Source organism: Archangium sp. (assembly GCF_057119385.1).
In genome coordinates this window covers 37,793-51,005 of record NZ_DBNGVP010000222.1, presented here as the reverse complement: position 1 = coordinate 51,005, position 13,213 = coordinate 37,793, and the positions used below count along the sequence as shown (strand labels likewise).

Annotated in this window: 6 protein-coding genes; all 6 read left to right on the top strand. The window is 70.9% G+C overall.

Annotation, left to right across the window (positions count from 1 at the left end; translation table 11 throughout):
- The first annotated feature begins 3 nt into the window (after positions 1 to 3).
- The 6 genes from AC16DP_RS50420 (at position 4) to cysC (AC16DP_RS50395) (ending at position 13,199) form a co-directional block, all read left to right on the top strand.
- Positions 4 to 264 (top strand): phosphopantetheine-binding protein, encoded by a 261-nt coding sequence (locus AC16DP_RS50420; protein WP_329734408.1) that lies wholly within the window; start codon positions 4 to 6, stop codon positions 262 to 264.
- Positions 261 to 1,166, top strand: coding sequence for a sulfate adenylyltransferase subunit CysD (cysD, locus tag AC16DP_RS50415; RefSeq protein ID WP_329734409.1), 906 nt, complete (start codon positions 261 to 263; stop codon positions 1,164 to 1,166). The genes AC16DP_RS50420 and cysD overlap by 4 nt, the downstream gene beginning before the upstream one ends.
- The gene (locus AC16DP_RS50410; protein ID WP_329734410.1) at positions 1,167 to 2,441 is read left to right on the top strand and encodes a sulfate adenylyltransferase subunit 1; all 1,275 of its coding nucleotides are present in this window, start codon (positions 1,167 to 1,169) and stop codon (positions 2,439 to 2,441) included.
- Positions 2,438 to 3,001 carry an adenylyl-sulfate kinase gene (gene cysC, locus AC16DP_RS50405; protein ID WP_329734411.1) on the top strand — a complete coding sequence of 188 codons (564 nt, stop codon included), beginning with the start codon at positions 2,438 to 2,440 and terminating at the stop codon, positions 2,999 to 3,001. Before AC16DP_RS50410 ends, cysC (AC16DP_RS50405) begins: the two co-directional genes overlap by 4 nt.
- A gap of 85 nt (positions 3,002 to 3,086) precedes the next feature.
- Positions 3,087 to 9,596 (top strand): non-ribosomal peptide synthetase, encoded by a 6,510-nt coding sequence (locus AC16DP_RS50400; RefSeq protein WP_329734412.1) that lies wholly within the window; start codon positions 3,087 to 3,089, stop codon positions 9,594 to 9,596.
- Positions 9,597 to 9,608: 12 nt separating this feature from the next.
- Positions 9,609 to 13,199, top strand: coding sequence for an adenylyl-sulfate kinase (gene cysC / locus AC16DP_RS50395; RefSeq protein WP_329734413.1), 3,591 nt, complete (start codon positions 9,609 to 9,611; stop codon positions 13,197 to 13,199).
- Positions 13,200 to 13,213 lie beyond the last annotated feature (14 nt).

The following is a 13,213-nucleotide window of genomic DNA, read 5'->3' as shown; positions in this document are numbered from 1 at the left end:
ACCATGAGCACCCCTTCTCCCAGCACGCAGATGGAACAGAGACTCGCCGGATACTGGAGTGAATTGCTGGGCCTCCAGGAGATCGGCCGGGGAGACCATTTCATCTCGCTCGGTGGCAACTCCCTGCTCGCGACGATGCTGGCCAACCGCATCGAGGAGGAGCTGGGCATCCGTCCGATGATGGGAGAGCTGTTCAACACCCTGGAGGAGGTGGCCACGCTCTGTGAGCAGTTGCTGCGGGAGCAGGCGGAGGCGGGGCGATGAGCTACGCGCTGTCTCATCTCCAGGCCCTGGAGGCCGAGTCCATCTTCATCCTGCGGGAAGTGGTGGCCGAGTTCTCGCGGCCCGTCCTCCTGTTCTCCGGTGGCAAGGATTCCGCCGTGATGCTGTGGCTGGCGGAGAAGGCCTTCGCGCCCGCGCCGCTGCCCTTTCCGTTGATGCACGTGGACACGGGGCACAACTTCCCCGAGGTGCTCGAGTACCGGGACGAGCGCGTGGCCGCCCTGGGCGCCCGCCTGGTGGTGGCCTCGGTGCAGGAGTTCATCGACTCGGGCCGGGTGGTGGAGGAGAAGGGCCCGCGCGCCTCGCGCAACCGGCTGCAGACGGCGCCGCTGCTCGACGCCATCGAGAAGCACCAGTTCGACGCCGTCTTCGGTGGCGCCCGCCGCGACGAGGAGAAGGCCCGCGCCAAGGAGCGTGTCTTCTCCTTCCGCGACGAGTTCGGCCAGTGGGACCCGAAGAACCAGCGGCCCGAGCTGTGGAGCCTCTACAACGGCCGCCACCGCCGCGGGGAGCACATCCGCGTCTTCCCCCTGTCCAACTGGACCGAGATGGACATCTGGCAATACATCCACCAGGAGCGCATTCCCCTGCCGTCCATCTACTTCAGCCACCGGCGCGAGGTGTTCCTCCGCGACGGCATGTGGATGGCGTGCTCGCCCTATCTGCCGCTGCTGCCGGGTGAGCGGGCGGCGACAGCCCAGGTGCGCTTCCGCACCGTGGGCGACATGACGTGCACCGCCTGTGTCGAGTCCACCGCTTCCACGGTGGAGCAGGTCATCCAGGAGGTCGCCGCCTCCCGGGTGACCGAGCGGGGGGCGAGCCGGGCCGACGACAAGTTCAGCGAGACGGCCATGGAAGACCGCAAACGCGAGGGGTATTTCTAGATGGAACTGCTCAGGTTCGCCACGGCTGGCTCGGTGGATGATGGGAAGAGCACCCTCATTGGCCGGTTGCTGTACGACACGAAATCCATCTTCGAGGATCAGCTCACCTCCGTGGAGCGCACCAGCAAGGCGCGCGGGGACGAGTACGTCAACCTCGCCCTCCTCATGGATGGCCTGCGCGCCGAGCGGGAGCAGGGCATCACCATCGACGTGGCCTACCGCTACTTCGCCACGCCCCGGCGCAAGTTCATCATCGCGGACACCCCCGGCCATCTCCAATACACGCGCAACATGGTGACGGGGGCCTCCACCGCGGACCTCGCGCTCATCCTCGTGGACGCGCGCAAGGGCATTCTCGAGCAGACGCGGCGCCACGCCTTCATCGCCTCGCTGCTGCGCGTGCCCCACGTGGTGTTGTGCGTCAACAAGATTGACCTGGTGGGCTACGACGAGGCCGTCTTCGAGTCCATCAAGGCCGGGTTCCGCGAGTTCTCCATGAAGCTGGAGCTCACGGACCTCACCTTCATCCCCATCTCCGCGCTCAACGGCGACAACGTGGTGACGCGCTCGGAGAAGATGCCCTGGTACCAGGGCCCCGTGCTGCTGCACCACCTGGAGAACGTGCACATCGCCTCGGATCGCAACCTCATCCAGGTGCGCTTCCCCGTGCAGTACGTGTCCCGTCCCATCTCCCGGAAGCTCCACGACTACCGGGCCTATTCCGGGCAGGTGGTGGGCGGTGTGCTGCGGCCGGGCGATGAGGTGGTGGTGTTGCCCTCGGGCTTCACCTCGCGCATCCGCGCCATCGAGCTGGCCGGCACGCCCGTGGAGGAGGCCTTCCCTCCCATGTCCGTCAACCTCTCGCTGACGGAGGAGCTCGACATCAGCCGGGGAGACATGTTGTGCCGGCCGGGCAACCCGCCCACCGTCTCGCAGGACATCGACGCCATGGTGTGCTGGATGGTGGAGCAGCCGCTGCGGCCCGGCGCCAGGCTGGCCATCAAGCACACCACGCGCTCGGCCCGGGCGCTGGTCAAGGACATCCAGTACCGGATCGACGTGAACACGCTCCACCGGGAGGGGGAGCGCAAGTCCCTCGAGCTGAACGAGATCGGCCGGGTGTCCTTGCGCACCACCGTGCCGCTCTTCTTCGACGAGTACCGGCGCAACCGCCACACCGGCAGCTTCATCCTCATCGACGAGGGGACGAACGCCACCGTGGCCGCCGGAATGATCAACGGTCCAGCGACGCAGACCTCGGGTGCACATCCGTGAGCCAGTCCACTTCAGACGCAGCGTTCCCCCGGGGTTTCATTGTCTGGTTCACCGGCATGTCCGGTGCGGGCAAGAGCACCCTCTCCCAGGCCGTCCGCAACCAGTTGCAGTCCACCCGCTCCGTGGAGGTGCTGGACGGGGATGAGGTCCGGACCTTCCTGTCGCGAGGGCTGGGTTTCACGAAGCCCGACCGCGAGGAGAACATCCGGCGCATCGGCTACGTGGCCCGGGTGTTGGCCAGACACCGGGTGGCCGTCATCTCCGCGGCCATTTCGCCCTACCGTGAGTCGCGCGACGAGGTGCGGCGGTTGGCCTCGGACGCGGGAATCCCTTTCATCGAGGTGTATGCGCAGGCGAGCCTGGACGCGCTCGTCCAGCGGGACGTGAAGGGGCTCTACAAGAAGGCCCTGGCCGGGGAGATTCCTCATTTCACCGGCATCTCCGACCCGTATGAGCCTCCCGAGTCGCCCGAGGTGACGGTCCGTACCGACTCGGAGACGGTGGATGCGGGAGTGGAGCGCATCCTCGCCGCGCTGCGGGCGCGGGGGCTCATCGCCTGAGCCAGCCGAAGCAGGTCCGTTCAGGGCAGGGGTTCCGGCGCTCCGTGCTCCTTTCCACCACTCCGTCCAGGACACGAGAATCTTCATGAGCGCACAAGAGGAGAAGCCGGTGGGCCGGCGGGGTCGCGGTCTGCCCTCCATGGCGAAGGCAGAGCGGCTGGGGGAGTTGCCGCTGTCCTTCGCGCAGCAACGGCTGTGGTTCCTGGAGCAGCTCGCACCGGGAGGGTACGCGTACAACGTCCCGCTCGCCGCGAAGCTGAAGGGGCACCTGGACGTGGCCGCGTTGGAGCGGAGTCTGGTGGCGCTCGTCGGGCGGCACGAGGCGTTGCGGACGACGTTCGGTCTGGAGCGTGGACGGCCGGTCCAGCGGATCGCGCCGGAGCCGGAGCTCGCGCTACCGGTGGAGAGCCTGGAGGCGCTGCCCGAGGGAGAGCGCGCCGGGACGGCCCGGAGGAGGGTGGAGGAGGAGGCCCGGCGCCCGTTCGAGCTGGAGAAGGGGCCGCTCCTGCGGGCGAAGCTGCTGCGGCTGGCGGCGGACGAGCACGTGCTGGTGCTGACGCTGCACCACATCGTCTGTGATGGTTGGTCGCTGGGGGTGATGGAGCGGGAGCTGACGGAGCTGTACCGGGCCCACTCGCGAGGAGAGCCGCCGGCGTTGCCGTCCCTGCCGGTGCAGTACCCGGACTATGCAGTGTGGCAGCGGGAGTGGCTGAAGGGCGAGGTGCTGGAGGAGCAGCTCGCGTGGTGGAAGCGGGAGCTGGAGGGAGCGCCGCCGGTGCTGGAGTTGCCGGCGGACAGGCCCAGGCCCGCGGTGCGGTCCTCGCGCGGGGCGGTGCGGAGGGTGGAGCTGCCCCCGGCGCTGTCCGGAGCGGTGCGGGAGGTGAGCCGCCGGGAGGGGGTCACGCCGTTCATGACGTTGCTGGCGGGCTTCCAGGCCCTGCTGGCGCGCTACAGCGGACAGCGGGACATCGTGGTGGGGACGCCGATCTCCGGGCGCAACCGGCGCGAGGTGGAGGGGCTGGTGGGCTTCTTCGCCAACACGCTGGCGCTGAGGGTGGAGGCCCCGGGCGAGGTGAGCTTCCGGGAGTTGTTGAAGCGGGTGCGGGAGGCGTGTCTGGGGGCCTATGCCCACCAGGACGTGCCCTTCGAGCGGTTGGTGGACGCCCTTCAGCCGGTGCGGGATTTGAGCCGCACGCCGCTCTTCCAGGCCTCGTTCGTGCTCCAGGGCGCCGCGCCCTTCGCCGCGCTCGAGTTGCCCGGCGTGGCCGTGGAGGAGCTCGACTTCGAGCCCGGCGTGGCCAGGTTCGACCTCACGCTGTTCATGCGGGAGACGGCGGCGGGGTGGGTGGGGTTGTGGGAATACGACGGCGAGCTGTTCGACGAGGCGACGGTGGCGCGGATGGCGGCGCACTACGCTCGGCTGCTGGAGGGAGCGCTCGCGGACCCGGAGCGGACGCTGGCGGCGCTGCCGATGTTGTCGGAAGCGGAGCGGCGCCAGGTGCTGGTGGAGTGGAACCCGACGCGCACGGAGTACCCGCGGGAGGCGTGCCTCCATGAGCTGTTCGAGGCGCATGTGGCGCGCCAGCCCGAGGCGCTGGCGGTGGAGTACGAGGGCGAGCGGCTGACGTACGCGGAGTTGAACCGCCGGGCCAACCAGCTGGCGAGACACCTGCGGCGGCTGGGCGTGGGGGCGGGGACGCGGGTGGGGCTGTGTGCCAGCCGCTCGCTGGAGCTGGTGGCGGCGATGCTCGGCATCTTGAAGGCGGGCGGAGCCTATGTGCCGCTCGACGCGTCGTACCCGCGGGAGCGCCTGGCGTTCATGGGGGAGGACGCGGCGCTGCCCGTGGTGCTGACGCAGCCGGAGCTGGTGTCGAAGCTGCCACCCTTGAGCGCGAAGGTGGTGCCGCTGGAGCCCCGGTGGGACGCCTTCGCGAGCGAGAGCGGGGAGGACCCTGGCGAGCGGAGCGGGCCGGAGGCGATGGCGTACGTCATGTACACGTCGGGCTCGACGGGCCGGCCCAAGGGCGTGTGCATCCCTCACCGGGGCATTGTCCGGCTGGTGTGCGGCACCGGGTATGTCCGGCTGACGGAGGCGGAGCGGGTCACGCAGCTGAGCAACACCTCGTTCGACGGGTCCACCTTCGAGCTGTGGGTGGCGCTCCTCAGCGGCGGGTGCGTGGTGGGTGTCCCCCGGGAGACGGCGCTGTCCCCGAGGGCGCTGGCCGCGTTCCTCCGGGAGCAGCGGATCAGCACGGCATTCCTGCCCACGGCGCTGTTCAACCAGACGGTGGCCGAGTGCCCGGAGGCCTTCCAGACGGTGAAGTACGTGATGTTCGGGGGCGAGGCGGCGGACGTGAAGTCGCTGAGGCGGGTCCTGGAGCGGGGCGCGCCGAGGCACCTGGTGAATGGCTATGGGCCGACGGAGAACACGACGCTCTCGACCTTCCACGAGGTGAGGGAGGTGCCGGAGGGGGCGGTGTCGGTGCCCATTGGCAGGCCGTTGGCGAACTCGGAAGCCTATGTGCTGGACGCGTGGAGACAGCCGGTGCCGGTGGGGGTGGCCGGAGAGCTGTACGTGGGGGGAGACGGGCTGGCGCTCGGGTACCTGAACCGGCCGGAGCTGACGGCGGAGAAGTTCGTGCCGCACCCGTTCAGCACGGAGCCGGGAGCGAAGCTGTACCGGACGGGAGACCTGGTGAAGTACCTGCCGGACGGGAGGCTCGAGTACCTGGGCCGGCGGGACGAGCAGGTGAAGGTGCGAGGCTTCCGCATCGAGCTGGGGGAGGTGGAAGCGGTGCTGGCGAAGCACCCGGGAGTGCGCGAGGTGGCCGTGGTGGCGAGGGACGCGAGCCCCAGCGGCAAGCACCTGGTTGCGTATGTGGTCACTTCCCCTCTCCCCTCGGGAGAGGGACGGGGTGAGGGTGCCACGGGTCCCGGGTTCAAACCCGAGGAGCTTCGGACCTGGCTCAAGCAGACATTGCCCGAGCACATGGTGCCGTCGGCCTTCGTGCGGCTGGAGGCGCTGCCGCTGACACCCAACGGCAAGGTGGATCGCAAGGCGCTGCCCGCGCCGGAGGCGGAGGGGACCGAGCGCGAGGGGTACGTGGCGCCCCGGACACCCATGGAGCAACTGGTGGCGGACGTCTGGGCGCCGCTGTTGGGGTTGGCACGCGTGGGGGCGCGGGACCACTTCTTCGGGCTGGGCGGGCACTCGCTGCTGGCCACGCAGGTGGTGTCGCGCCTGCGGGAGGTGCTCCACCGGGAGCTGCCGGTGCGGGTGCTCTTCGAGTCGCCCACGGTGGAGGAGCTCGCGCGGCGGCTCGAGGCGCCGGCGGAGGGGACGCGGGCATTCCGGCCTCCCCCCTTGCTTCCCATGCCCGGGGACGGAGTGCCGCCGCTGTCCTTCGCGCAGCAGCGGCTGTGGTTCCTGGACCGGTTGGAGCCGGACAGCCCGCTCTACAACGTCTTCCTGGCGCTTCGGCTGGAGGGGGCGCTCGACACGGCGGTACTGGAGCGGAGCTTCCACGCGCTCCTCCAGCGGCACGAGTCGCTGCGGACGGTGTTCCCGCAGGGGGAGCGAGGGCCCTTCCAGGCCATTTCCGCCCGGGGAGAGCTCCCGCTGGAGGTGGTGGATCTGCGCGAGCTGCCCGGGGACGCGCGTGAGGCGGAGGCGTTGCGGCGGGCGGGTGAGGAGGTCCGGCGGCCGTTCGCGCTGGCGGCGGGGCCCCTCCTGCGGGTGGCGCTGCTGAGGCTCGGAGAGGCGGAGCACGTGCTGGTGCTGGTGGTGCACCACATCGTGTCGGATGGCTGGTCGCTGGAGGTGCTCGTCCGGGAGCTGAAGGCGCTGTACGAGGCCTTCCTGGCGGGCGGCGAGTCCCCGCTGGCCGGGCTGCCCATCCAATACGCCGACTACGCGCGGTGGCAGCGGGAGTGGCTGCGGGGCGAGGTGCTGGAAGCGCAGCTCGCCTGGTGGCGCGAGCAACTCCGGGGCGCGCCGCCCGCGTTGGAGCTGCCCACGGACAAGCCGCGGCCGCCGGTGCAGTCCTACCGGGGCGCGTGGCACCGGATCCACCTGCCCCTGGCGCTGACCGAGGGGTTGCGCGAGCTGAGCCGGCGCGAGGGGGTGACGCTCTTCATGACGCTGCTGGCGGGCTGGCAGATCCTCCTGCACCGCTACTCGGGGCAGGAGGACGTGTGCGTGGGCTCGCCCATCGCCGGCCGAGGCCATGCCGGGTTGGAGGGGCTGATCGGCTTCTTCGTCAACATGCTGGTGATGCGGGCGCGGGTGAGGGGAGAGGAGCCCTTCCGCGTGTTGCTGGGGCGGGTGAGGGAGACGGCGCTGGGGGCGTACGAGCACCAGGACGTGCCCTTCGAGATGTTGGTGGACGCGCTGAAGCCCACCCGCGACACGAGCCGCGCGCCGCTGTTCCAGGTGGCGTTCGCCCTGAATCACGCCGCGCCGCAACTGGCGCTGCCGGGGGTGGTGTCGCGGCCGGTGGAGCTCCACAGCCAGACGGCCAAGAACGATCTGCTGCTGGCGCTGACGGAGACGGAGGAGGGACTCGAGGGAGGCCTCGAGTACAACACGGCGCTGTTCGAGGCCTCCACCCTCGCGCGGATGGCCGGGCACCTGAGGACGCTGCTGGAGGGCGTGGTGGCGGACGCCGGACAGCGCGTCTCCGAGCTGCCGCTGATGGGCGAGGCCGAGCGGGCCCAGGTGCTGGTGGAGTGGAACGGACGCCGGGCGGGCTACCCCCAGGACACGTGTTCCCATCACCTCATCGAGGAGCGGGTGGCGCTCACGCCGGACGCGGTGGCCGTGGCCTTCGAGGACAGCCAGCTCACGTACCGGGAGCTCAACCAGCGGGCCAACCAGCTCGCCCACCGCTTGCGGAGCCTGGGCGTGGGGCCGGAGGCGCGGGTGGGCGTGTGCCTGGAGCGCTCCCTGGAGATGGTGGTGGCCCTGCTCGGCGTGCTCAAGGCCGGAGGCGCCTATGTGGCGTTGGATGCCTCCTACCCCTCGGAGCGCCTGGCCTTCATGATGGACGAGGCCCGCATGCCGGTGTTGGTGACCTCGCGGGCCCTGGCGGACGGGTTGCCCTCGCGGGGCGAGCGGCGGGTGCTGCTGGACGCGGAGGCCGGGGTGCTGGCGCTCCAGCCGGAGGACAATCCGGCGCCGGACGTGGGGGTGGACCACCTGGCCTACGTCATCTTCACCTCGGGCAGTACGGGCAGGCCCAAGGGGACGCTGCTGACCCACCGGGGCCTGTGCAACACGGTGCTGGCGGCGGTGGAAACGCGCGGGCTGCACGCGGGCAGCCGGGTGCTGCAGTACGGGGCGCTCGGCTTCGACGTCTCGGTGACGGACATCTTCCCCACGCTGGTGGTGGGTGGGTGCGTGGTGATGGCGCCGCGGGAGTCGCTCCTGCCGGGCGCGCCGCTGGACGCGCTGCTGAAGAAGCAGCGGGTGACGCTGTGGGCGATGACCCCCTCGGTGCTGGCGCAGCAGGAGGGGGAGTACCCGGCGCTCGAGACCGTGGTCTCCGGGGGCGAGGCGTGCACCCCGGAGCAGGTGGCGAAGTGGCGGCCGGGACGGCGCTTCATCAACGAGTATGGCCCGACGGAGGTGACGGTCTGCGCCACCTCCAACGCGGACGTGGACGCCTCGAGGCCGACGCTCGGGCGGCCGCTGCCCGAGGTGCGGGTGTACGTGCTGGACAGGTGGTTGCGGCCCGTGCCGGTGGGCGTGACGGGGGAGTTGTACGTGGGAGGCCCGGGGGTCGCGCGGGGCTACCTGGAGCGGCCGGAGCTGACGGCCGAGCGCTTCCTCCCGGATCCCTTCAATGGAGCGCCGGGCGCCCGGATGTACCGGACGGGAGACCTGGGCCGGTGGTTGTCCGGAGGCTCGCTGGAGTTCCTGGGCCGCTCCGACGCGCAGGTGAAGCTCCGGGGCTTCCGCATCGAGTTGGGAGAGGTGGAGTCGGCGCTGGTGGGCCACGCGGAGGTGAAGGAAGCGGTGGTGGTGGCACGCGAGGACGTGCCGGGCGGCAAGCGGCTGGTGGCGTACGTGGTGCCCGTGTCACCTCGGCCTCCGGCGGGGAGCACGGCCCTGCGGACCTGGCTGAAGCAGACCCTCCCGGAGCACATGGTGCCCTCCGCCTTCGTGTTCCTGGAGGCATTGCCGCTCACGCCCCATGGGAAGGTGGACCGCGCGGCGTTGCCCATGCCGGACATGCACCGGCCCGTCTCCGGTGACTCCTATGTCGCTCCGGAAGCGGGGCTCGAGCAGTCGCTCGCGGCCATCTGGGCCGAGGTGCTCCGGCTGGATCGCGTGGGCGCGGACGACAACTTCTTCGATCTCGGCGGCAACTCGCTCCTGCTCCAGGCGGTGCACGTGAAGGCCGAGGCGTGGGTGGGCCACCGCTTCCCCCTGGTGGAGCTCTTCCAGTTCCCCACGGTGCGTGCGTTGGCCGCGCGGCTCGCACGCGGAGAGGGGACGGCCGCCGCCGGGGGGCCGGCTTCCGGAAATGGCAACCGCCGGGATGGACAGCGGCGCCTGGCGCAACAGCGGCGCGAACGGCCGGGCTCGAACTGAGGAGCAATGCACGTGGAAGATCTGAACGAAAACGTCCCGTCCCGGGACATGGCCATCGCCGTCGTCGGCCTCGCGCTGCGTTTCCCCGGAGCGGCGGACGAGCGCCAGTTCTGGCGCAACCTCGTCGAGGGAGTGGAGTCGATCACCCGCCTGGATGCCGCGCAACGCGCGAAGGCCGGCCTTCCCTCGGAGGAGGGCTGGATGGCCGCGGCCGGCGTGCTCGAGGACTCCGAGTGCTTCGATGCCACCTTCTTCGGCTACACGCCGGGCGAGGCCGAGCAGATGGATCCGCAGCACCGGCTCTTCCTCGAGTGTGCCTGGACGGCGATGGAGTCGGCCGGGTACGCGCCCCGGGGCAGGCCGATGCGCGCGGGCGTCTACGCGGGAGCCACCTTCAGCACGTATCTGCTCTCCAGCGTGCTGCCCCATGCCGCGCGCAATGGGCGTGGTCTCATCGAGAACGTGCTGGGCACCGCCGGTGACTTCCTCGCCTCGCGCGTCTCCTACGAGTTGGATCTCACCGGCCCGGCGCTGAACGTCCAGAGCGCCTGCTCGACGTCGCTGGTCGCGGTCCACGTCGCGTGCCAGGCGTTGATCGCCGGGGAGTGCGACGTGGCGCTCGCGGGGGGCGCCTGCGTCCGGGCGCGGCAGCTCGAGGCGTACCGTTATCAGGAGGGCGGCATCTTCTCGCCCGATGGCCGCTGCCGCGCCTTCGATGCCCGGGCGGCGGGGATGGTGACGGGCAACGGCGTCGGCGTGGTGGTGCTCAAGCGGCTCTCCGACGCGCTCGCCGATCGGGATCCCATCCGCGCCGTCATCCTGGGCTCGGCGATCAACAACGACGGTGGCGCGAAGACGGGCTTCACCGCCCCCTCGGTGACGGGCCAGGCCGCGGCCATCTCCGAGGCGCTGTCCCTGGCCGGGGTCGAGCCGCGTTCCATCTCGTACATCAAGGCCCACGGGACGGGCACGCCGCTGGGAGATCCGATCGAGGTCTCCGCGCTCGAGCAGGTGTTCCGCGGAGGAGCGCCGGGCTCGTGTGGGCTCGGCTCGGTGAAGACGAACCTGGGGCACCTGGACGCGGCGGCGGGGATCGCCGGCTTCATCAAGACGGTGCTGGCGCTCGAGAACCGGATGCTGCCGCCGACCCTGCACTTCCAGGAGGCCAACCCGCGGCTCGGGCTGGAGCGCAGCCCGTTCTACGTCGTGGACCGGGCACGCCCGTGGAGTGGTCCCACGCCGCTGCGCGCGGGGGTGAGCTCCTACGGTTTCGGCGGCACCAACGCCCACGTCATCCTGGAGGAGCCTCCCGCTGTCCCGGGCGATGCGCCCCGGCGTGACGAGGAGCTGGTGCTGGTGTCGGCGAAGTCCGAGGCCGCGCTCGAGAGGATGACGGATGCGCTGGCCGGGCACCTGGGGCAGGGGAGCGAGCCGCTCGCGGACGTGGCCCACACCCTCCAGGTGGGGCGGGCCCGTTTCCCGTTCAGGCGCGCGGTCATCATCGGCCGGCGCGAGGAGGCGGGGGCATGGCTCGCGGGCCGGGAGCCGGGACGGGTGCGTACGGCACACGACGAGGCCGTGCGGCGGGGGGCGGTGTTCCTCTTCCCGGGAGGCGGCGCGCAGCGCGTGAACATGGGCACCTGCTTCCTGCGAGAGCCCGTGTTCCGTGAAGCGCTCGACCGGTGCGCCGGGCTGATGCGCGGGCCGCTCGGGGGAGATCTCCGGGAGGTGATGTTCGCGCCGTCCGAGCGCTTCGACGCCGCGAGCCGCGAGCTGGATCAGCCGAGGTGGTTGCAGCCGGCGCTGTTCGCCTGTGACTGGGCCTTCGCGCAGCTCTGGCGCTCCTGGGGCGTGGAGCCCGAGGCCCTGTTGGGCCACTCGCTCGGAGAGTACGTGGCGGCCTGCCTCGCGGGTGTCTTCACGCTCGAGGAGGCCGCGTCGCTCGTCGCGGCGCGCGCCCTCCTGGTGGACGGGATGCCCGAGGGCGCCATGGTCTCGGTGCTCGCCCCCGTGGGGGAGGTCGAGCCGCTGCTCGGGCCGGAGCTGTCCGTTTCGGCGATCAATGGCCCCGGGACGTGTGTGATCGCCGGGCCCGTGGAGGCGGTGGACGTGTTGGAGAAGGTGCTCGGGGAGCGGGGCGTTTCCTTCAAGCGGGTGCGCTACCCGAGGGCGATGCACTCGTCGATGCTCGAGCCGTACCTCGCCGACTTCGGGCGGCGGGTGTCACAGGTGAAGCTGTGTCCGCCGAAGCTGCCGGTGGTGTCGAGCGTCACCGGGCGCTGGCTGGGGGAGCGCGAGGCGACGGATCCCGGGTACTGGGTGCGTCACCTGCGGGAGACGGTCCGGTTCTCCGACGGCCTGGCCTTCCTGCTCTCCTCGGGGGAGCGGGCGTTCATCGAGGTGGGGCCGGGCTCCATCCTGAGCGCGCTCGCGCGGCAGCACCCGGCGCGCACGTCGCAGCCGGTGGTGGCCTCGCTGCCGGACGTCTCCGCTCCGCCGGCCAGTCCGCTGGTGCCGCTCGGCGAGGCGTGGCTCGCGGGGGTGGAGATCGACTGGGAGCGGTTCCGCGCCGGGGAGCGCCGCCGCCGCGTGGTGTTGCCGGGCTACGGCTTCGAGCGCGAGCGGTACTGGCTCGAGCCCGTGGCGCCGTCCACACCGGGGGGAGCCGGGCCGGCCGGACAGCCTCCCACGCCACCGCCCTCGCGGACCCTGGCGCCCGCGAAGGCTGCACGCCGGGGTGCCGCCGTGGTGCCGGCCCGTAACGACACCGAGCAGACGCTGATCGAGTGCTTCCGCGACGTCTTCCGCCTGGGGGAGGTCGGCATTCACGATGACTTCTTCTCGCTCGGCGGGGACTCGCTCATGGCGCTGCGGCTGACGGCGTGGCTGGCGGATCGGTTTGGAACCCGGCTGGCATTGAAGGACGTGATGGAGTCGCCCACGCCCGCCGCGCTGGCGGAGAAGCTCGGCCCGGTGATGGCTGGCGCGTCTCACACGGGAGTGAGTGAAGGTGGGTATGCTGGGGGGGAGGAGGTGGCCATGCGCTGTGAGCTGTCGGACGCGGCGGGTCCGCGGGGGTTCATTGTCTGGTTCACGGGGATGTCGGGGGCGGGCAAGAGCACGCTCTCGCAGGCGATCCGCCACCGCTTGCAGAGCACCCGCCCGGTGGAGGTGCTGGACGGGGATGAGATCCGGACCTTTCTGTCGCGAGGGTTGGGGTTCACCCGGCCCGACCGCGAGGAGAACATCCGGCGCATCGGCTACGTGGCGCGGATATTGGCCAGACACCGGGTGGCGGTCATCTCGGCGGCGATCTCGCCCTACCGCGACTCACGCAACGAGGTGAGGCGGCTGGCCTCGGAGGAGGGGATTCCCTTCATCGAGGTGTATGCGCAGGCGAGCCTGGACGTGCTCGTGCGGCGTGACGTGAAGGGGCTCTACAAGAAGGCGCTGGCGGGGGAGATCCCCCACTTCACCGGCATCTCGGACCCGTACGAGGCCCCCGAGTCGCCCGACGTGCTGGTGCGCACCGACTCGGAGACGGTGGAGGTGGGAGTGGAGCGTGTCCTCACCACGCTGAGGGAGCGCGGGCTGATCACCTGATCGTCCGTGAAGGA

Excerpts from the sequence above, each read along its gene's own strand:
- AC16DP_RS50420 (WP_329734408.1), top strand. The coding sequence starts at position 4 with ATGAGCACCCCTTCTCCCAGCACGCAGATGGAACAGAGACTCGCCGGA.
- cysD (WP_329734409.1), top strand. The coding sequence starts at position 261 with ATGAGCTACGCGCTGTCTCATCTCCAGGCCCTGGAGGCCGAGTCCATC.
- AC16DP_RS50410 (WP_329734410.1), top strand. The coding sequence starts at position 1,167 with ATGGAACTGCTCAGGTTCGCCACGGCTGGCTCGGTGGATGATGGGAAG.
- AC16DP_RS50400 (WP_329734412.1), top strand. The coding sequence starts at position 3,087 with ATGAGCGCACAAGAGGAGAAGCCGGTGGGCCGGCGGGGTCGCGGTCTG.